This window comes from Planobispora longispora, from assembly GCF_016863135.1.
GTDB lineage: Bacteria > Actinomycetota > Actinomycetes > Streptosporangiales > Streptosporangiaceae > Planobispora > Planobispora longispora.
In genome coordinates, this window is the sequence record NZ_BOOH01000046.1 from 28,112 (window position 1) to 48,514 (window position 20,403).

At 71.0% G+C, this 20,403-nt stretch carries 16 protein-coding genes; 4 read left to right on the forward strand and 12 right to left on the reverse strand.

The features are described 5' to 3' along the window. Nucleotides 1-53 precede the first annotated feature (53 nt). The 5 genes from alaS to Plo01_RS27740 all read right to left on the reverse strand — a co-directional run bounded on the left by alaS (nucleotide 54) and on the right by Plo01_RS27740 (nucleotide 5,321). Nucleotides 54-2,726 carry an alanine--tRNA ligase gene (alaS, locus tag Plo01_RS27720; protein ID WP_203893640.1) on the reverse strand — a complete coding sequence of 891 codons (2,673 nt, stop codon included), beginning with the start codon at nucleotides 2,724-2,726 and terminating at the stop codon, nucleotides 54-56. 1 nt (nucleotide 2,727) lies between these two features. Beyond that, complete coding sequence (locus Plo01_RS27725; protein WP_239317198.1) at nucleotides 2,728-2,961, reverse strand: hypothetical protein; 234 nt, start codon at nucleotides 2,959-2,961, stop codon at nucleotides 2,728-2,730. A 17-nt stretch (nucleotides 2,962-2,978) separates the two neighbouring features. Beyond that, nucleotides 2,979-3,371 (reverse strand): DUF948 domain-containing protein, encoded by a 393-nt coding sequence (locus Plo01_RS27730; protein WP_203893642.1) that lies wholly within the window; start codon nucleotides 3,369-3,371, stop codon nucleotides 2,979-2,981. A gap of 42 nt (nucleotides 3,372-3,413) precedes the next feature. Beyond that, nucleotides 3,414-4,748 (reverse strand): replication-associated recombination protein A, encoded by a 1,335-nt coding sequence (locus tag Plo01_RS27735; RefSeq protein ID WP_239317185.1) that lies wholly within the window; start codon nucleotides 4,746-4,748, stop codon nucleotides 3,414-3,416. 111 nt (nucleotides 4,749-4,859) lie between these two features. Next, nucleotides 4,860-5,321, reverse strand: a complete 462-nt coding sequence (locus Plo01_RS27740) for a DUF2231 domain-containing protein (protein WP_203893643.1) — start codon at nucleotides 5,319-5,321, stop codon at nucleotides 4,860-4,862. A 211-nt stretch (nucleotides 5,322-5,532) separates the two neighbouring features. Here Plo01_RS27740 and Plo01_RS27745 point away from each other — a divergent pair, with 211 nt between their 5' ends. Together Plo01_RS27745 and Plo01_RS27750 are read left to right on the forward strand one after the other, a co-directional pair. Beyond that, nucleotides 5,533-6,447: a peptidylprolyl isomerase gene (locus tag Plo01_RS27745; RefSeq protein ID WP_203893644.1), complete on the forward strand. Its 915-nt coding sequence runs from the start codon at nucleotides 5,533-5,535 to the stop codon at nucleotides 6,445-6,447. Between the two features lie 146 nt (nucleotides 6,448-6,593). Next, the gene (locus Plo01_RS27750; protein ID WP_203893645.1) at nucleotides 6,594-7,883 is read left to right on the forward strand and encodes a cytochrome P450 family protein; all 1,290 of its coding nucleotides are present in this window, start codon (nucleotides 6,594-6,596) and stop codon (nucleotides 7,881-7,883) included. 121 nt (nucleotides 7,884-8,004) lie between these two features. Here Plo01_RS27750 and aspS read toward each other — a convergent pair whose 3' ends face one another. Genes aspS through Plo01_RS27765 form a run of 3 tightly spaced genes read right to left on the reverse strand, consistent with a single transcriptional unit; the run spans nucleotide 8,005 to nucleotide 11,745 of the window. Then, nucleotides 8,005-9,786: an aspartate--tRNA ligase gene (gene aspS, locus Plo01_RS27755; protein ID WP_203893646.1), complete on the reverse strand. Its 1,782-nt coding sequence runs from the start codon at nucleotides 9,784-9,786 to the stop codon at nucleotides 8,005-8,007. Further along, complete coding sequence (gene hisS / locus Plo01_RS27760) at nucleotides 9,783-11,045, reverse strand: histidine--tRNA ligase (protein ID WP_203893647.1); 1,263 nt, start codon at nucleotides 11,043-11,045, stop codon at nucleotides 9,783-9,785. Before hisS ends, aspS begins: the two co-directional genes overlap by 4 nt. Before the next feature lie 4 nt (nucleotides 11,046-11,049). Continuing rightward, the gene (locus Plo01_RS27765) at nucleotides 11,050-11,745 is read right to left on the reverse strand and encodes an MBL fold metallo-hydrolase (RefSeq protein WP_203893648.1); all 696 of its coding nucleotides are present in this window, start codon (nucleotides 11,743-11,745) and stop codon (nucleotides 11,050-11,052) included. A gap of 148 nt (nucleotides 11,746-11,893) precedes the next feature. On the opposite strand from Plo01_RS27765, the gene Plo01_RS27770 reads away from it, so the two are divergent. Next, nucleotides 11,894-12,769, forward strand: a complete 876-nt coding sequence (locus Plo01_RS27770; RefSeq protein ID WP_203893649.1) for a peptidylprolyl isomerase — start codon at nucleotides 11,894-11,896, stop codon at nucleotides 12,767-12,769. A 74-nt stretch (nucleotides 12,770-12,843) separates the two neighbouring features. Beyond that, nucleotides 12,844-14,073 carry a DUF349 domain-containing protein gene (locus Plo01_RS27775; RefSeq protein ID WP_203893650.1) on the forward strand — a complete coding sequence of 410 codons (1,230 nt, stop codon included), beginning with the start codon at nucleotides 12,844-12,846 and terminating at the stop codon, nucleotides 14,071-14,073. 254 nt (nucleotides 14,074-14,327) lie between these two features. Here the strand turns inward: Plo01_RS27775 and Plo01_RS27780 are convergent, their stop codons facing one another. The 4 genes from Plo01_RS27780 to secD form a co-directional block, all read right to left on the reverse strand. Continuing rightward, nucleotides 14,328-16,631 (reverse strand): RelA/SpoT family protein, encoded by a 2,304-nt coding sequence (locus Plo01_RS27780; RefSeq protein ID WP_373871725.1) that lies wholly within the window; start codon nucleotides 16,629-16,631, stop codon nucleotides 14,328-14,330. A 130-nt stretch (nucleotides 16,632-16,761) separates the two neighbouring features. Next, nucleotides 16,762-17,280 (reverse strand): adenine phosphoribosyltransferase, encoded by a 519-nt coding sequence (locus Plo01_RS27785; protein WP_203893652.1) that lies wholly within the window; start codon nucleotides 17,278-17,280, stop codon nucleotides 16,762-16,764. Nucleotides 17,281-17,520: 240 nt separating this feature from the next. Then, nucleotides 17,521-18,558, reverse strand: coding sequence for a protein translocase subunit SecF (gene secF / locus Plo01_RS27790; protein ID WP_203893653.1), 1,038 nt, complete (start codon nucleotides 18,556-18,558; stop codon nucleotides 17,521-17,523). Then, nucleotides 18,558-20,384: a protein translocase subunit SecD gene (gene secD / locus Plo01_RS27795; protein WP_203893654.1), complete on the reverse strand. Its 1,827-nt coding sequence runs from the start codon at nucleotides 20,382-20,384 to the stop codon at nucleotides 18,558-18,560. The genes secF and secD overlap by 1 nt, the downstream gene beginning before the upstream one ends. Between the last annotated feature and the right edge of the window lie 19 nt (nucleotides 20,385-20,403).

Below are 20,403 nucleotides of genomic sequence, written 5' to 3' on the forward strand. Positions count from 1 at the left end.
GGGCGTCTTCCTTGGTCGGTCCGGGCTTCCGGCGGCCGTTCCCAGCCCGGCGGTCAGGCCAGCGCCTGGGCGATCGCCTGCTCGACGGCGCCGAGGGCGTCACCGATCGCCTCGGGACGGGCGCCGCCGCCCTGGGCGATGTCGTCCTTGCCTCCACCGCCGCCGCCGAGGGCCTTGGCGGCGACGCCGACCAGGCGGCCCGCCTTCAGGCCGCGCTCGCGTCCGGCGTCGTTGACCACGGCCACGACGACCGGCCGGTCGGCGGGGACGCCGGCGACCACGACGGCGGCCGCGCGGTCGCCGGGGAAGCGCCCGCGCACGTCGAGGGCGAGCTTGCGCAGGTCGTCGGCGGAGGTGCCGTCGGGCGCGCGGTGCGTCACCACGGAGACGCCGTGCTGGTCGCGGGCGCCCGCGGCCAGCTCACCGGCGACCGCGAGCACCTGGGCCGAGCGGAGCCGCTCCAGCTCCTTCTCGGCGGTGCGCAGCCGGGTGACGATGCCCTCGACGCGTTCGGGCAGCTCCTCCCTGCGGGCCTTGAGCTGCTCGGACAGCTGGGCGACGAGCACGCTCTCGCGGGCCAGGAAGCGGAAGGCGTCCAGGCCGACGAGGGCCTCCACGCGGCGCACGCCGGCGCCGATCGAGGACTCGCCCAGCACCTTGACCAGGCCGAGCTGCCCGGAGTTGCTGACGTGGGTGCCGCCGCACAGCTCGCGGGAGTAGTCGCCCACCTCGACGATGCGGACCACGTCGCCGTACTTCTCGCCGAACAGGGCCAGCGCGCCCATCGCCCGGGCCTCGGCCTGGGAGGTGTGGAAGGCGTTGACCTGGAGGTCGTTGATCAAAACGGCGTTGACCTCGTCCTCGACGTCGCGCAGCACGCTGGGCGGCACGGCGCCGGCGGAGGTGAAGTCGAAGCGGAAGCGGCCCGGCGAGTTCTCCGAACCGGCCTGCGCCGCCGTCTCGCCCAGCGCGTTGCGGAAGCCGCGGTGCACCAGGTGGGTGGCGGTGTGGCTGCGGGAGATGGCGCGGCGGCGCTCGATGTCGATCTCGGCCTCGGCCTGGTCGCCCACGCGGACCTCGCCGGTGCGGACCTTGCCGCGGTGCACGATGACGCCGGCCACCGGGGACTGCACGTCCACGATCTCGACCTCGGCCCCGGAGGTGCGGATGACGCCCTGGTCGGCGAGCTGGCCGCCGCCCTCGGCGTAGAAGGGGGTACGGCCCAGCACGACCTCGACCATGCTCCCGGCGCCCGCGGCGGGGACCGGCGCGCCGTCCAGGAGCAGGCCGATGATCTCCGTCTCGGCGGTCACCTGGTCGTAGCCGAGGAACTCGACCTTGCCGGCCTTCTCCAGGATCTGCCCGAAGACCGAGATGTCGGCGTTGCCGGTCTTCTTGGCGGCGGCGTCGGCCTTGGCCCGGTCGCGCTGCTCCTTCATCAGCCGGCGGAAGCCGTCCTCGTCGACCTTCAGGCCCTGCTCGGAGGCCATCTCCAGGGTCAGGTCGATCGGGAAGCCGTAGGTGTCGTGGAGCTGGAAGGCCTGTTCGCCCGCCAGCACGCTCCGGCCCTTGCGCTTGGTCTCCTCCACGGCCACGTCGAAGATCGCGGTGCCGGTGCGGAGGGTGCCCAGGAAGGACGCCTCCTCGGCGTCGATGACACCGTGGACCTGCGGCGCGTCGGCCTTGAGCTCGGGGTACAGCTCGCCCATCACGTCGATCGCGACGGCGGTCAGCTCGTGCATGTAGCGCTCCTCGCCGGAGCCGAGCAGGCGCAGGTTCCGGATCGAGCGGCGCAGGATGCGGCGGAGCACGTAGCCCCGGCCCTCGTTGCCGGGCAGCACGCCGTCGGCGACCAGCATGGTGCTGGTGCGGACGTGGTCGGCGACCACGCGGAGGCTGACGTCGGAACGCTCGTCACGGCCGTAGCGGGTCTTGGTGAGCTCGGCCGCGCGGTCGAGGATCTTGTAGGTGGTGTCGACCTCGTAGATGTTGTCGACGCCCTGCAGGATCGCCGCCATGCGCTCCAGGCCCATGCCGGTGTCGACGCTCTTGGCGGGCAGCTCGCCGACGACGTCGAAGTCGGTCTTGCTGCGGACCGTGCCGAGCTGGAACTGCATGAAGACGTTGTTCCAGACCTCGAGGTAGCGGTTCTCGTCGGCGATGGGACCGCCCTCGCGGCCGTACTCCGGGCCGCGGTCGTAGTAGATCTCGGTGCACGGCCCGCCCGGGCCCGGAACGCCCATGTGCCAGTAGTTGTCGGCCAGGCCGCGGCGCTGGATGCGCTCCAGCGGCACCCCGGCCTGCTTGTGCCAGATCTCGGCGGCCTCGTCGTCGTCGTGGAAGACGGTGACCCAGAGGCGTTCCTCGGAGAACCCGAAGCCGCCGTCGGCCTCGGACCGGGTCAGCAGCTCCCAGGCGAACGGGATCGCCTGGTCCTTGAAGTAGTCGCCGAAGGAGAAGTTGCCGAGCATCTGGAAGAACGTGGCGTGCCGGGTCGTCTTGCCGACCTCGTCGATGTCGGGGGTGCGCACGCACTTCTGCACGCTGGCGGCCCGCTTGTAGGGCGGCTTCCGCTGGCCCAGGAAGTAGGGCTTGAAGGGGACCATGCCCGCGGGGACCAGAAGCAGCGTCGGGTCCTCTGCGATCAGGCTGGCCGAGGGCACCACGGTGTGCCCACGCTCCTCGAAGAAGCGCAGGAAGCGGCGGGCGATCTCTGCCGACTCCATGTCAGCGGCCATCCTTTACGTCGTAGTTATAGGTGTTTTCCACAGTGTCGAGCCCGAAGCGGGCCCGCAACTCGGTTTCCCGCCTGGCGGCGACGTCCCGCGCGTCCCCCGCGATGTCCCTGGCCTGCTCCAGCAGACCGGAGGCGTTGCGGACGGCGCGGCGCGCCACGTGGTTGGGGTGCAGGGCCTGAAGTTTACGCATGGTCCACACCGCCCCGAAGGCTCCCAGGGCCATGTAGAACAATCTCCGGATCATCGCCGCCGCCTCTCCAGCGCGCGGGGCTTCGACCCGCCGCGGCCGCGGGCGCCGATGGCCTGTCGGAGTCCGTGGCCGAGCGCCGCGACCTTGATGAGCGGGCGGGTGACCAGCGTCTGGGTGACGTCGCTGACCTTGGCCGCGTGCCCGCTGACCCGCTTGACGTCGCGGATGACGGCCTCGACCTCGACGAGCTGGCGGTTGGCCTCGCCGACGGTGAGCGCGACCTCCTCCAGCAGGGGGACCACCCGGCCGTTCAGCTCGGCGACCGCCTTGGTGGTCTCGGTGACCAGCCGGGACAGCTTGACCAGGACCATGATCAGAAAGCAGACGAGGACCACACAGGCCACGGCCGCGATCAGTCCGGCGACCTCTCCCGCGGTAAGCATGCGCCGACTCTCCCTACCTCACCCGCCCGGAACGGCACGACCCTATCGCGTCTTGCCCTGTTCCCCCGGCACGCCGCGGAGGAATGCCCGGATCCGGGACCACCGGTCGGCGAAACCCGCCTCGGCGCCGTGCCGGGTGGGCTGGTAGTAGCGGCGGTCGCGGAGCGTCTCGGGGAGATAGTCCTGGCGGACCAGGCCGTGCTCGAAGTCGTGGGGGTACTTGTAGCCCTTGCCGTGACCGAGTTTCTTCGCCCCGGCGTAGTGGGCGTCGCGCAGGTGGCCGGGGACCTGGCCGATGTCGCCGCGCCGGACGTCCGCCGCGGCCGCGTCGACGGCGCTGATCACCGCGTTGGACTTGGGGGCCAGCGCGCAGTGGATGACCGCCTGGGCGAGGTTGAGCCGCCCCTCGGGCAGGCCGATGAGCTCCACCGCCTGGGACGCGGCCACCGCGACCTGCAGGCAGGTCGGGTCGGCCATGCCGACGTCCTCGGAGGCGAAGATCATTATACGGCGGGCGATGAACCGGGGGTCCTCGCCGGCCTCGATCATCCGGGCCAGGTAGTGCAGGGCCGCGTCGGCGTCGGAGCCCCGCATGCTCTTGATGAAACCGCTGATCACGTCGTAGTGCTGGTCGCCCTGGCGGTCGTAGCGCACGGCCGCCTTGTCCACCGCGCGCTCCACCACCTCCACGGTGACCTCGCCGTCGGCGATCAGCGCGGCCGCCTCCAGGTAGGTCAGCGAGCGGCGGGCGTCCCCGCCCGCCAGCCGGACGAGGTGGCCGGCCGCCTCCGGCGCCAGCCGGACCTTCCCGTCCAGGCCGCGGGGGTCGGCGACGGCGCGCTCCAGCACCGTGCGGACGTCGTCGTCGGAGAGCGGCTCCAGGGTGAGCAGCAGCGAGCGCGACAGCAGCGGCGAGATGACGGAGAAGAAGGGGTTCTCGGTGGTGGCCCCGATGAAGGTGACCCAGCGGTTCTCCACGGCGGGCAGCAGGGCGTCCTGCTGCGCCTTGTTGAAGCGGTGCACCTCGTCGACGAACAGCACCGTCTGGCGGCCGGACATGCCCAGGTCGCGGCGGGCCTGCTCGATGGCCGCGCGGACCTCCTTGACGCCCGCGGAGACCGCGGACACCTCGACGAAGCGGCGCTTGGTCACCCCGGCCACGACGTAGGCGAGGGTGGTCTTGCCGGTGCCGGGCGGGCCCCACAGGAACAGCGACATCGGCGCCTCGGCCTCGACGAGCCGGCGCAGCGGCGTCCCCGGGCCCAGGAGGTGGCGCTGGCCGATCACCTCGTCCAGGGCCCGCGGGCGCATCCGGACCGCGAGGGGCTCCTGGCCGCGGTGGGCCTCCTCCGCCACCGAGTCGAACAGGCTGTCCACCCCCCGACAGTACCGCCACCGGCGGGCGTCCCCGCTCCCGCGGACGCCCGCCGTACCGTGCCGGCGCCGTCCCGTGTGACGCGACGGGGCGCGGGCCGGCCGGAGGGGCGCCTAGCTTCCCCAGACGGCCACGGCCCCGCTGTGCCCGGCGCGCGCCGCGTAGTAGCCCGCGACCAGGGCCAGGACCACGGTCAGCGCCGAGACGGCCAGGACCACCGGGCGGCCGAACCGGTCGCCGCGGGTGACGTAGACCAGCCCCAGGGCGGCCAGTCCCAGGGCGGCCGCGACCAGCGCCATCGGCGTGCCGAAGCTCTCGTGCTCGGCGATGCGCCGGCCGAGCTGTCCCCCGGCGGAGGAGAACCGGGCCTCCTTGAGCGCGATGCCGCTCTGCCTGGCCAGCAGGGTGGCGATGGGCGTGACCACGGCGAGTCCCAGCACCGCCCAGGTCAGCGCGGGACGGGTGCGCGGCGCCAGTGCGTAGACCGCGGCCAGCACGGCCAGGAGCGGCGTCAGGACGACGGCCGCGTGAACGATCAGCGGGTGCGAGGGCAGGCCGAGGAATTGCTCGAACATGGCGTTGCTCCGGTCGTGCGTAGTTCGTGGTCACCGAGTACGCATCTCACCACGCAGAGGTTCCGGAACGCGTAAAGAGATCCAGTGTTTTCCCACTGATCCCATCCATCGCCATCCGTCAGATTCCGTCACTTACATCCAGCACACTCCAGTGCCGGTACGCTTTCGCCGGGTTAACAGTCATGCAAAGGCGATCCTGGAGGACATAGCGGTGAGCGGCGAAGACCGCCAGAGCCAGCTGGCACGAGAGCACAAGGAACGACAGGTTCAGCGTGCGCAGCAGGCCGGCAAGGCGAAGCGGAACACCTTCATCGGCGCCGGCGTCGCAGTGGCCGTCGTGGCCGGTGGCCTGATCGCTGCGACGACCCTGCTCGGAGGCAGCAGCGACGCCGAGAACAAGGCGGCCGCCACGCCGACCCCGACCGCTTCGGAGTCGGCGGACCCGACCGCCTCGCCGAGCGCGACCGTGTCGCCGAGCCCCGGCAACCCGCTCAAGGCGGGCGCCGTCACCTGCGAGTACCGCAAGGACACCAGCGGCTCCCCCGCCAAGGAGGTGGGCTTCCCGCCGAACAAGCCGAACCTGAAGCTGAAGACCATGACGATCACCACCAACCACGGTGACATCGTGATCGATCTGGCGACCCAGGCGGCCCCCTGCTCCGTCAACTCCATGGCCTTCCTGGCCAAGAAGAACTTCTTCGACAACACCAGGTGTCACCGCCTGGCCACCCCCGAGAACTCGGGTCTGGGGCTCCTGCAGTGCGGCGACCCGCAGGCCAAGGCCGACGGCAAGAACCCCACCGACGGGCAGGGCAGCTCGGGCTACGTGTTCAACGACGAGAACCTGGGCGGCCTGTCGTACGGCCGGGGCACGGTCGCGCTGGCCCAGCCGGGGGACGCGAGCAACCAGAACGGCAGCCAGTTCTGGATCTCCTACAGCGACGAGACCGCCCAGCTCGACGCGGCGGCGGCCTACACACCGATCGGCACCATCTCCAAGGGCCTGGAGATCGTCGACGAGATCGTCAAGGGCGGGTGGATCACCAACCCCGACGACATCACCGGCGACGGCGGCTCCAACGCCCCCAAGATCCCGGTCATCATCAAGGACGTCAAGGTCTCCTGAGACGTCCCGGGCCGGCTCGCGGCACGGGACCCGCGCGGGCGAGGCGACTCCATTCTGTGATCTCGGTCACATCGAGTCGATCATCGCCCGCAGGAGATCAAGCTATAGGGGCAAGGCACGCGATCCGACTCACCGAGGAGGCGCCCATGCCCGACCCGACCCCCGTGCCCGGCCCAGCCACCGGCGACGGACATTCCACCGCGCACGACCCGATCTCCGGAAACGGATCGGCCCCCGGGAAACTGCCGATCGAGTTCCTGCTCGCCCCGGCGTTCGTCCGGGACCCGTACGCCCAGTACGCCGGGCTGCGCGACGCGAGCCCGGTCCATCCGGTGGACTTTCCCCCGGGAATGCCGTCGTTCCTGGTCATCGACCACGAGCACGGCCGGGCAGCGCTGGGCGACCCCCGGCTGGCCAAGAACCTGCAGCACGGATCCGCCCTCCTGCAGGAGCTGGCCGGCGCCAATCCCGCGTTCGCCGACAACATGCTCTCCAGCGATCCGCCGAATCACACCCGGCTGCGCCGCCTGGTCTCCAAGGCGTTCACCCCGCGCCGGGTCGAGAGCCTGCGCCCCCGGGTCCAGGAGATCACCGACCGGCTGATCGACCGGATGGAGGGCGGAGGGCGGGCCGACCTCCTCGACGACTTCGCCTTCCCGCTGCCGGTCACCGTGATCTGCGAGCTGCTTGGAGTGCCCGCCGAGGACCGCGACGACTTCCGCGTCTGGTCGGCCACCCTCGTCGTCCCGTCGCTCGACGAGGAGGCCGTCAAGCGCCGTGACGAGGTGAGCGGCGCCATCCAGACCTACTTCTCCCGGCTCATCGCCGAACGCCGGGCCGTCCCCAGGGACGACATGGTCAGCGCGCTGGTCGCCCCGCGCGACGAGGACGAGACGCTGACCGAGCCCGAGCTGATCGCCATGTTCACGCTGCTGCTCATCGCCGGGCACGAGACCACGGCCAACCTCATCGGCAACGGCATGCTGGCCCTGCTGACCCACCCCGACCAGCTCCGGCTTCTGCGGGAGCGGCCCGATCTGATCCCGGGCGCCGTCGAGGAGTTCCTCCGCTACGACGGGCCGCTGGAGCGCGCCACCCTCCGCTTCGCCACCGAGGACCTCCAGCTGGGAGGCGTTCCCATCCCCGCGGACAGCCTGGTCCACGTCTCGCTCGGCGCGGCCGGGCGCGACCCTGCGGCGTTCGACGATCCGGACACGTTGGACGTCACCCGGTCCCCCGGCCAGCACATGGCCTTCGGCCACGGCGTCCACTTCTGCCTGGGCGCCCCGCTGGCCCGCATGGAGGCTCAGATCGCCTTCGAGACGCTGCTGCGCCGCCTTCCGGGCATCGCCCTCGACTGCGCCCCCGGGGAGCTCTCCTGGCGCGGGCAGGCCTCGTTCATCCGCGGCCTGAACGCGCTCCCGGTCCGCTTCTGACATCCGCCGGGAGCATGCGAGGGGCTACGGCCGTACGGTCGCGCCGGAACGCCCGCATCTCATGCCGGTGCCCCGGCGGGCGGCGTGCCCGCCGGGGCACCGGCATGCGGGTGGATCGGGCTCAGGCGGGCTTGGCCGCCTCGGCCTCCTTCGGCCCCGTCTCCTTCGGCTTGGCGTCGACGCCCGCCTCCTTGCGCTGCTCGCCCGTGATCGGGGTGGGCGCGCCGGTCAGCGGGTCGAAGCCGGAGGCCGTCTTCGGGAAGGCGATGACGTCGCGGATCGAGTCGCCGCCCGCCAGCAGCATGCAGATGCGGTCCCAGCCGTAGGCGATGCCGCCGTGCGGCGGCGGGCCGTACTTGAACGCCTCCAGCAGGAAGCCGAACTTGCTCTCGGCCTCCTCCTTGGAGATGCCGAGCACGTCGAAGACGCGCTGCTGCATCTCGGCGCGGTGGATACGGATCGAGCCGCCGCCGATCTCCATGCCGTTGCAGACCATGTCGTAGGCGTAGGCCAGGGCCTCACCCGGGTTGTCCTGGAAGGTGTCGGCCCACTCGGGCTTGGGACCGGTGAACGGGTGGTGCACCGCGGTCCAGCCGATCTGGGTGCCGGCGTCGTCGAGCACGGGCTCGAACATCGGCGCGTCGACGACCCACAGGAAGCTCCACTGCGACTCGTCGATCAGGCCGCAGCGCCGGCCGATCTCCAGGCGGGCCGCGCCGAGCAGGTCGCGGGAGGCGGCGGCGGCGCCGGCCGCGAAGAAGATCGCGTCACCGGGGTTCGCGCCGGCCTTGGCGGCCAGACCCGCGGTCTCGGTCTCCGACAGGTTCTTGGCGACCGGGCCGCCGAGCGTGCCGTCCTCGCCGACCAGAACGTAGGCCAGGCCCCGGGCGCCGCGCGACTTGGCCCACTCCTGCCAGCCGTCCAGCTCCTTGCGGGTCTGGGAGGCGCCGCCCGGCATGACCACGGCGCCGACGTACGGCGCCTGGAAGACCCGGAAGGTGGTGTCGGCGAAGAACCCGGTCATGTCGACGAGCTCCTGGCCGAAGCGCAGGTCCGGCTTGTCGGAGCCGTAACGGGCCATGGCGTCGGCGTAGGTCATCCGGGGCAGCGGCACGGGGATCTCGTAGCCGAGGATCTCCTTCCAAACCCGCCCGATCAGCGCCTCGCCGACGGCGATGACGTCCTCCTGGTCCACGAAGGACATCTCGAGGTCGATCTGGGTGAACTCCGGCTGCCGGTCGGCGCGCAGGTCCTCGTCGCGGTAGCACTTGGCCAGCTGGTAGTAGCGCTCCAGGCCCGCCACCTGCAGCAGCTGCTTGAACAGCTGCGGCGACTGGGGCAGGGCGTACCAGTTGCCGGGCTGCAGGCGGACCGGGACCAGGAAGTCGCGGGCGCCCTCGGGGGTGGAGCGGGTCAGCGTCGGCGTCTCGACGTAGACGAACCCGTGCTCGTTGAGCACCTCGTTGGCGAGGTAGGTGGCCTTGGAGCGCACGCGCATCGCCTGCGCGACCTGCTGGCGGCGGATGTCGAGGTAGCGGTACTTCAGCCGGGCCTCCTCCGAGACCCCGGCGTTGCCCTCGATCGGGAACGGCAGCGGGGCGGACTCGCTGAGCACCTCGACCTCGGAGGCGACGACCTCGATCTCGCCGGTGGGCAGGTCGGGGTTCTCGTTGCCCGCGGGGCGGACCCGCACCTCCCCGACGACCTTGACGCAGTACTCGGCGCGCAGGCCGTGCGCGTCGTCCTCCTCGCGGAAGACCACCTGGGCCGTGCCGGAGGCGTCACGCAGGTCGATGAAGACCACGCCGCCGTGGTCGCGGCGGCGCGCCACCCATCCGGCCAGCGTTACCTGCTCACCCGCGTGCTCCTTGCGGAGCGAACCGGCGGTGTGCGTGCGGATCACGAAAACTTCCCCTTCAGAATGTCGACGACCTCGGTCAACGGCACCTCGGTCTGCTCTGCGGTGGTCAGGTCTTTCAGCTGTACGGCCCGGGCCGCCAGGTCGCGCTCGCCCAGGACCAGCGCGTAGCGGGCGCCGGAGCGGTCGGCGCCCTTCATGGCCCCCTTGAGGCCCTTGCCGCCGAACGACATGTCGGCGACGAGGCCCGCCCGGCGCAGTTCCGTGACCAGAAGGAACATCCGGCGGCGTGCTTCCTCACCCAGCGGGACACCGTACACCTGCACACGTTCCCCGGCGGCCTCGTCCGCAAGCAGGCCCTCGGCCTCCATCGCCAGGAGCGTGCGGTCCACGCCGAGCGCCCAGCCGACGCTCGGCAGCGACGGACCGCCGATCATCTCGCTCAGCCCGTCGTAGCGCCCGCCGCCGCCGACCGCGGACTGCGAGCCCAGCCCGTCGTGGACGAACTCGAAGGTGGTGCGGGTGTAGTAGTCGAGACCGCGCACCAGGCGCGGGTCGTCGGCGAAGGCGACGCCCGAGGCGGTCAGCAGCGAGCGGACCTCCTCGTGGTAGGTCTTGCATGCCCCGCACAGGTGGTCGACGACCATCGGCGCGCCGGCCAGCTGGGCCTGCACCTCCGGGCGCTTGTCGTCCAGCACGCGCAACGGATTGATCTCGATCCGGGCCCGGGTGGGCTCGTCGAGGTCGAGGGCGCGCAGGAACTCCTGGAGCGCGGCCCGGTAGCCGGGGCGGCACTCCTTGCAGCCCAGCGTGTTGATCAGCAGCCGGACCCCGGTCAGGCCCAGCCCGGCGTAGCCGTCGGCGGCCAGCATGATCAGCTCGGCGTCCAGCGCCGGGTCCTCGGAGCCGAGGGCCTCGGCGCCGACCTGCCAGAAGTGGCGGTAGCGGCCCTTCTGCGCGCGCTCGTAGCGGAACTGGCTTCCGGAGTACCACAGCTTGACGGGGAGCTGCCCGTTGTGCAGGCCGTGCTGCAGGACCGCCCGCACGACCGACGCGGTGCCCTCGGGGCGCAGCGTGAGGGAGCGCCCGCCCTTGTCGGTGAAGGTGTACATCTCCTTGGAGACGATGTCGGTCGACTCCCCCACGCCGCGTGCGAACAGCGCGGTGTCCTCGAAGACCGGTGTCTCGATGTAGCCGTAGCCCGCGCGGCGGGCGGGGGCGGCGAGCGCCTCCCGGATGGCGAGGACCCGCTCGGAGCGCGGCGGGGTCCAGTCGAAGGTGCCCTTGGGCGCCTGGAAGCTCATGTCTCTAAAGTCCCCTGCTGGGACCGGCGTGGGGAGCCGCCTCCGCGAGATACGGATTGGTGGCGCGCTCCCGGCCGATCGTGGTCTGTGGTCCGTGGCCGGGCAGGACCACCGTGTCGTCCGGCAGCGGCAGGCACTTGGCGGCCAGGCTGCGCAGGATCGTCGGGTAGTCGCCGCCCGGGAGGTCTGTGCGGCCGATGGAGCCGGCGAACAGCAGGTCGCCCGAGAACATCACGTCCGGGATCTCGTCCGTGGAGGGCAGCCTGAACGTCACCGACCCCCTGGTATGGCCGGGCGTGTGGTCGACCGTGAGCTCCATGCCCGCCAGCCTCAGCACCTCGCCGTCGGCCAGCTCGCGCACGTCGTCGGGTTCGGTGAAGGTGAGCCCGCCGAACAGCTGCTGCCGGGTCGTCAGCGACAATCCCTTGCCCGGGTCGGACAGCAGATCGCGGTCTTCGGGGTGGATCCAGGCCGGCACGTCGCGCGCGCCGCAGACCGGGGCGACCGACCACATGTGATCGATGTGACCGTGGGTGACCAGCACCGCGACCGGCTTGAGCCGATGCTCGCGCAGCACGTCGTCCAGGTCGCCGACGGCGTTCTGCCCCGGATCGACGATGACGCACTCCTCGCCCGCGGCGGGAGCGACGACATAGCAGTTGGCCTGGAAGGACCCTGCGGGAAAGCCGGCGATGAGCATCTGCCTCAGCTGATCTCGTCAAGAATGCGGATGGGAATGTAACCGAAGGGTACCGGTGCGGGTCGGCGGGCTGCGAATCATCGCGCTGTGGCCGATACGATTCGCCCACCTCAATATGTAATACTCCGGCACTCGGGAGGGCGAAGCGGTGAGCGGCAAGGACCGCCAGAAGCAACTGGCGCGCGAGCACTACGAGCGGCAGATGCACCGGCGCGTGGAGCGCGAGACCAAGGCCAGGAAGACCGCGATCATCGGCAGCACCGTGGGAACCGTGGTGGTCATCGGCGGCATCGTCGCCGCGACGGTCCTGCTGGGAGGTTCCGGCGACTCCTCCCCGACGGACGCGGCGGCCACCCCCTCGGCGAACGGGAGCGCGGACCCGGAGGCGAGCGCGAGCGCGGCCGGGCCCCAGCCCACGGCCTTCGACAAGGCCGCGGGAACCTGCGGCTACGTCCCCGCAGCCGAGGGCGGCCAGGCCAAGGACGTCGGCATGCCCCCGGCCAAGGTAGATCTCTCCCCCAAGACCATGACGCTGAAGACCAGCCAGGGCGACATCGTCATCAAGCTGGACGCCGAGAAGACCCCCTGCACGGTCGGCTCCTTCGCGTTCCTCGCCTCGAAGGACTACTTCGACGGCTCCAAGTGCCACCGCCTGGGCTCCGCGGAGTTCCCCGTGCTGCAGTGCGGCGACCCGCTGGCCACGGCCGACGGCAAGGGCATGACCGACGGCCAGGGCGGTCCCGGCTACCGTTTCGTGGACGAGAACCTCGAGGGCGCCAAGTACACCCGCGGCGTGGTCGCCATGGCCAACAGCGGTCCCAACACCAACGGCAGCCAGTTCTTCATCGTGTTCGGCGACACCGGCCTGGGCCCGAACTACACCCCGTTCGGTACGGTTACCAAGGGCCTGGAGATCATCGACAAGGTGAACAAGGGCGGCGTCATCACCCCGGGACAGGACGGCACCGGGGCCCCGAAGAAAACCGTCGAGATCAAAGACGTGACAATATCCGCCAAGAGCTGACGTAATACAACCAGGCATACGAACCCGGGGCCGTACGGTTCCCGGAAAGGCTGAGGAAAGTGCGGGAGGACACGGTGAGCACCGACCCGTGGGGCCGGGTAGACGACGACGGCACCGTCTACGTGCGTACGGCTGAGGGAGAGCGGGCCGTCGGGTCCTGGCAGGCCGGCGAGCCGGAGGAGGCCCTCGCCTACTTCCATCGCAAGTTCGACGAGCTGGCCGGGCAGGTCACGCTGCTGGAGCAGCGGGTGCGCGGTACGGACCTGCCTCCCGCCCAGGCCGAGGCCACCATCGTCAAGCTCCGCGAGGCGATCACCGACGCGCACGCGGTCGGCGATCTCGACGCGCTGCTGAAGCGGCTGGACACCCTCACGGAGCTGGTCACGCAGCGCCGCGAGGAGGTCAAGGCCGCCCGCGACGTGGCGCGCGCCGAGGCCAGGGGCATCAAGGAGCGCATCGTCGCCGAGGCCGAGTCGGTGGCCGAGTCGACCACCCACTGGAAGACCGGCGGGGAGCGCCTGCGCCAGCTGGTGGAGGAGTGGAAGGCCGCCGAGCGGATCGACCGGACCACCGAGGCCGCGCTGTGGAAGCGGCTGTCGGCGGCCCGCACGGCCTTCGCCAAGCGGCGCAAGGCCTACTTCGCGGGCCTGGACGAGCAGCGCGAGGGCGTGCGCAGCACCAAGGAGCGCATCGTGGCGGAGGCGGAGAGCCTGGCCTCCTCCACCGACTGGGGCGCCACCGCCTCGGCCTACCGGGAGCTGATGCGGCAGTGGAAGGCCGCCGGCCGGGCCGCCCGCGACGTCGAGGACGAGCTCTGGGCCCGGTTCAAGGGCGCCCAGGACCAGTTCTTCCAGGCCCGATCGGCGGTCTTCGCCGAGCGTGACGCCTCGCTGGCGGCCAACGCCGAGGTCAAGGAGCAGCTCCTGGCCGAGGCGGAGAAGATCCTCCCCGTCACCGACGCCCGCTCCGCCCGGGCCGCCCTGCGCGGTCTCCTGGAGCGCTGGGAGGACGCCGGCCCCGTCCCCCGCGAGCAGCGCGACCGCCTGGAGGGCGGGCTGCGCAAGGTGGACGACGCGGTCCGCAAGGCCGAGGAGGCGGAGTGGAAGCGCTCCAACCCCGAGGCCCGTGCCCGCGCCCAGAACACGGTGGACCAGCTCCGCAGGTCCATCGAGCAGCTGGAGTCCCGCCTGGCCAAGGCCCGCGCCGCCGGCCGGGACAAGGACGCCAAGGACGCCGAGGAGGCCCTGACCGCCCGCCGCTCCTGGCTGGAGGAGGCCGAGCGCACGCTCGCCGAGTTCTCCTGAGCCCGGCCCTTCTCCTGAGCCCGGCCCGCCGGGGTCGCCCACCGTACGGCGGCGCCGAACAGGTCCGTGCGCCCCTCGCCGTACCGGCGCCGTCGCATGTACGGCACCACGTAAGGCGAGGGGGTCACCGGCACGGCAGAGGCCCGCTCCGCCGCCCCGATCGCGAGGATTCCCCCCTCACGGCGCCGGTGCGGCGAGAGGCCGTGACCGCGTGATGGGCGCCGCCGCGGCGAGGGGTTTCGTTTCCTGCTCGCTCAGCCCCCGGCGCCGCTGACCCGGTAGACGTCGTAGACGCCCTGGATGTTGCGGACGGCCTTCAGGACGTGGCCCAGGTGCTTGGGGTCGCCCATCTCGAAGGTGAACTTGCTGATCGCCACACGGTCGCGGGACGTGGTCACCGACGCCGACAGGATGTTCACGTGCTGGTCGGACAGGGTCCGGGTGACGTCGGACAGCAGGCGGGGCCGGTCCAGCGCCTCGACCTGGATGGCGACGAGGAAGACCGAGTCGCCGCCGGGCGCCCAGGAGACCTCGACCAGGCGGTCCGGCTCGGACCGCAGCTGCTCCACGTTGGGGCAGTTGGTCCGGTGCACCGACACGCCGTGCCCGCGGGTGACGAAGCCGACGATGTCGTCGCCGGGGACCGGGGTGCAGCAGCGCGAGAGCCGTACCCAGACGTCGGAGTCGCCCGCGACCACCACGCCCGCTCCGCCGCCGCCGCGCGGCCGGCCCCGGAGCTTCGTCGGGACCGCGGTCTCGGCGATGTCCTCCTCGGCGCTCTCCACGCCGCCGAGGGACTGCACCAGCTTCTGCACGACCGTCTGCGCGGCCACGTGGCCCTCTCCGACCGCCGCGTAGAGCGAGGAGACATCCGGGTAGCGCAGGTCCCTCGCGAGCGCCAGGAGGGATTCTCCGGACATCAGGCGCTGCAGCGGGAGGCCCTGCTTGCGCATGGCCCGCCCGATGGCCTCCTTGCCCGCCTCGATCGCGGTCTCGCGGCGCTCCTTGGAGAACCACTGGCGGATCTTGTTGCGGGCCCGGCCGGACTTGACGAACTTCAGCCAGTCGCGGGACGGACCGGCGTCCGGCGACTTGGAGGTGAAGATCTCGACGGTGTCGCCGTTGTTGAGCCGGGACTCCAGCGGCACCAGGCGGCCGTTGACCCGGGCGCCGATGCAGCGGTGGCCCACCTCGGTGTGGACGGCGTAGGCGAAGTCGACCGGGGTCGCGCCCTCGGGGAGGGCGAGCACCTGGCCGCGCGGGGTGAAGACGTAGACCTCGGAGACCGACAGGTCGAACCGGAGCGACTCCAGGAACTCCCCCGGGTCGGCGGTCTCCTTCTGCCAGTCCAGAAGCTGGCGCAGCCACGCCATGTCGCTGGCGGGCTTCAGCTTCGTCCCGCCCGGGCCGGAGGTGGTCATGTCCTCCTTGTACTTCCAGTGCGCGGCGACGCCGTACTCCGCCCTGCGGTGCATGCTGTGGGTGCGGATCTGCAGCTCCACCGGCTTGCCCTCGGGACCGATCACCGTGGTGTGCAGCGACTGGTACATGTTGAACTTGGGCATCGCGATGTAGTCCTTGAACCGGCCGGCCACCGGCTTCCACCGCGCGTGGATCGTTCCGAGGGCGGCGTAGCAGTCGCGGACCGTGTCGACCAGCACCCGGATGCCCACCAGATCGTAGATGTCGTCGAACGCGACGTCCCGGGCGATCATCTTCTGGTAGACCGAGTAGTAGTGCTTGGGGCGGCCCTTGACCTCGGCGCGGATCTTGGCCTCGCGCAGGTCCGCGGAGACGGTCTCGATGACCTCCTGCAGGAACAGGTCCCGGCGCGGGGCCCGCTTCGACACCATCCGGGCGATCTCGTCGTAGCGCTTGGGGTAGAGCATGGCGAACGCGAGGTCCTCCAGCTCCCACTTGATGGTGTTCATGCCCAGCCGGTGGGCGAGCGGGGCGAAGATCTCCAGCGTCTCGCGGGACTTCTGCTGCCGCTTGTGCTCGGGCAGGTAGCGCATAGTGCGCATGTTGTGCAGCCGGTCGGCGAGCTTGATGACCAGCACCCTGATGTCGCGGGACATGGCCACGACCATCTTGCGCACGGTCTCGGCCTGGGCGGCGTCGCCGAACTTCACCTTGTCGAGCTTGGTGACGCCGTCGACCAGCTGCGCGATGCTGTCGCCGAAGTCCGTCCGCAGCTCGTCCAGGCCGTAGGCGGTGTCCTCGACGGTGTCGTGCAGCAGCGCCGCGCACAGCGTCTCGTCGTCGGTGCCCAGCTCGGCCAGGATCGTCGCGACGGCCAGCGGGTGGGTGATGTACGGATCACCGCTCTTGCGCTTCTGATCGCGGTGGTGATAGGCCGCCACCTCGTAGGCCCGCTCGATCAGCCGAAGGTCGGCCTTCGGATGGGTCGCGCGGACCGTACGGAAAAGCGGCTCAAGCACCGGGTTCATGGCGCCACCCCATTGCCCCCCAAAGCGGGCGAGCCTCCGCCGCACCGCCGGTTTCTCTTCGGTGGCTCCGGACATGGCGGAACCGGCATCGCCTGCCGGGACGGCCATGTCGGGACCGCCACCGCCGGCGGTCACGTCGGGCACGACCACATCACGGGGCACTCAGACTCCTTACGTTCGAGTCCAGATCCCTCAGTGTATCCAGACGCGGTTGGGTGCCGCCCGCCCCGGGGGTGGATCAGACGATCACGAGGGAGTGGAGCCCGACCCCGTCGAGCCTCTCCCGCCCCTTCAGGAAGGCCAGTTCCATGAGCACGGCGACGGCGACGACCTCGGCGCCCGCCCTGCGGACCAGCTCCACCGCCGCGCGCGCCGTCCCTCCGGTGGCGAGCACGTCATCGACGATCAGGACCCGCTCTCCGGGGGCGAAGGCGTCCCGGTGGACCTCGATGGTGGCGGAGCCGTACTCCAGATCGTAAGACGCGTCGAGCGTTTCCGCGGGAAGTTTGCCCTTCTTTCGCATCGGGACGAACCCGGCGCGGGCCTTGTAGGCCGCGGGGGCGGCCAGGATGAACCCGCGGGCCTCGATGCCCACGATCTTGTCGACGGTGTGCAGCCCGGCCAGCTCGTCCGTCACCGCGGCGAACGCCTCGGGGTCGGAGAGCAGCGGGGTGATGTCCTTGAACAGGATTCCCGGCTTGGGGTAGTCGGGCACGTCGCGGATCCGGTCCAGGATCAGCCGGCTCAGGTCGCTCATGTTCACATCCCTGGTGGAGTCGGTGGAGTCGGTGGGGCGGTGGGGCGGTGGGGCGTTCTGCGGGTGCTCCCGCCCGGGGCCTCTGGGGGCTCCCGGCGGGGTCTGCGGGGTGGTGCGGCGGGGTCTGCGAGGTGGTGCCGGTGACGAGTCTGCCGGAGGACGTCGCCCGGGGAGAGGAGCCCGCCCACGGAAAACGCCTCCGCCTCCCCGGCGGGGAGGCGGAGGCGTGATCGCTTCCGGCTACTTCTTCTTGCGCTTGTCGTCCGCGGCCGCGGCCTTGGCCGCTCCCGCCGTCACCGTCTGGCGGGCGGCCTTGGCGCCCTCCGTCTTGGCGCCCGCCCCGCCCGTGGCGGCGAGCCGCTCGGCGATCTTCCGGTAGCGCGGCTCGCGCTCCTTCAGCGTCACCAGCAGCGGCGTCGCCACGCACAGCGAGGAGTAGGTACCGACGATCATGCCGACGAACAGCGCCAGCGACAGGTCCTTCAGCGTGCCCGCGCCGAACAGCGTGGTGCCGATGAACAGGATCGCCGCCACCGGCAGGATCGCCACCAGGGTGGTGTTCAGCGACCGGATCAGCGTGTGGTTCAGCGCGTCGTTGGCGGCCTGGGTGTAGGTGACCTTCGAGGTCGTGCCGAGCTTGGCGGTGACCTCCTTGATCATGTCGAACACCACGACCGCGTCGTACAGCGAGTATCCGAGGATCGTCAGGAAGCCCAGCAGGGTCGCCGGGGTGACCTCGAACCCGGACCACGCGTAGACGCCCGCGGTGATCACCAGGTCGTGGATCAGCGCGACGATGGCGGCCAGCGCCATCTTCCACTCGAAGGCCATCGTCAGGTACAGGATGATCGCCAGCATGAAGACGATCAGACCGATGACGGCCTTGTCGGCGACCTGGCCGCCCCACGAACCGCCGATCACCTGGAGGGTGACGTCACCGCCGAACCTCTTGGTGACCGCGTTCTGCACCGCGGTCACCTCCTGCTCCGGGAGGCTCTCGGTGGTGACCCGCCAGCCGTTGTTGGTCGTCTGAACGATGACCTGGTGCGCGCCCGCCTCCTGAATGGTGCCGCGGACCTGCTCGATGGTGGCCGAGGGCGCCTTGAAGGAGAAGACGGATCCGCCCTTGAACTCCACGCCCAGGTTCAGGCCGTTGACGATCAGACCCGCGACGGAGATCACGAGCAGGAAGGCGGACAGGCTGTACCAGAGCTTCTGGCGTCCGACGAAGTCGACGTTGACCTCGCCCCGGTACAGGCGACTTACGAGGCCGGCCATCATGCCTCCTGTGAAACGGTCTTGGGGCCGGCGACCGGCTGGACGCTCATGCGCTCGGCGTCGAGACCGGAGAGCGGGTGCCCCTTGGCGAAGAACTTCAGGCGGGCCAGCAGCGCGACGAACGGCTTGGTGAACATGAACACCACGACGATGTCGATCAGGGTGGTCAGGCCCATCGCGAACGCGAATCCGGCCACTCCGCCGACCGCCAGGAAGTAGAGGACCACGGCGGCGATGAACATGACCGCGTCGGCGATCAGGATCGTCCGCCGGGCACGGACCCAGGCGACCTCGACGGCCGCGCGCAGCGTGCGGCGGCCCTCCTTCATCTCGTCACGGATGCGCTCGAAGTAGACGATGAACGAGTCCGCGGTGATACCGATCGAGACGATCAGACCGATGATGTGCGGCAGCGAGAGGCGGAAGCCCGCGAAGTGGCCGAGCAGCACCACCGACTGGTAGGTCAGGATGGTGGCGACCGCGAGGCTCAGCACCGAGACGACGCCCAGGCCGCGGTAGTAGAGCATCGAGTAGACGACCACCAGGGCCAGGCCGATCGCGCCGGCGATGAGACCGCCGCGGAGCTGGTCGGCGCCCAGGGTGGAGGAGACCTCGTCGATCGAGCCCTTCTCGAACTTCAGCGGCAGCGCGCCGTACTTGAGCTGGTTGGCCAGCTCGGTGGCGGTCTCCAGGGTGAAGCCGCCGGAGATCTGCGCCCGGCCGCCGGTGATGGGCTCCTGGATGACCGGGGCGGAGATCACCACGCCGTCCAGGACCATGGCGACCTGGGTGCGCGGCTCCTGGGAGTTGTAGGCCGTCGTGGTGACCTTGGTCCACTGCTCGGGGCCCTGGCCCTTGAAGGAGAGCTGGACGAGCCACTCGCCGGTGCTCGGCTCCTGGCCCGCCTCGGCGCTGTCGATCGCGGTGCCGGTCACGGCGGCCTTGTCGAGGATGTACTTGACGCTGCCGTCGTCGCTGCAGCCGGCGAACTGCTTGTTCGGCTCGTCCTGGGCGCCCTGGCCCCGGTCCTTCTTCGAGCAGTCGAGGGCCTGGAACTCCTTGAGCACGGCCTCGTCGATCCCGCCGAGGTCGATCCCGGCCACCGACTCCTCGGCCGGGGGCGTGGCCTGGGCCGACGGGGTGGCGCTGGTGCTCGGGGCGGGCGAGCTCGGGGCCGCCGAGGGGGTGGCGCCCTTGCCCTGCCGGGCCGCGCCGGTTCCGTTCTGCGTCCCGTTCTGCCTGGCCTGGGCCGACGGGGTCGCGCCCTTCCCCGGCTGGGCCGAGGCGGCGGGGCTCGGGTCGGTCAGCGCGGAGGACAGGCCGCGCCCGGCGGGCGAGCCGGTCGGGCTCGGCGCCGCGGTCTCGGACGGCTTCGGCGCGGTCGCGGACGGCTTCGGCGCGGGCGTGCCCTGCCCGCCGGTGGCCGTGGGCGAGGCGGAGGGCGTCGGCGCCTGGGTGGACATCTCACCCGGGGGCGTGGGCGCACCGGCGCCGATCGCGAGCACCTGGCGGAAACGCAGCTCGGCGGTCGTACCGACCAGCTTGACGACTTCCTCCTGGCCCACTCCGGGGACGGAGATGACGATGTTGTCACCGGCTATGGCGACCTCGGCGTCGGAGATGCCACTGCCGTTCACCCGGTCCCGGATGATGTTCACGGCAAGGTTGAGGCTCTCCTCGGAGGGGTCGCTCCCGTCCGGGGTGATGGGCTGCAGCGTCACTGTCGTGCCGCCGGCGAGGTCGAGGCCATATTCGGGGGTGAGCGCCTTGTTGAGGAGCATCACCCCGCCCATGGCGAGGATGAGCGCCAGGAGCACCAGGAGCATGCGCCCCGGTCTGCTCTGG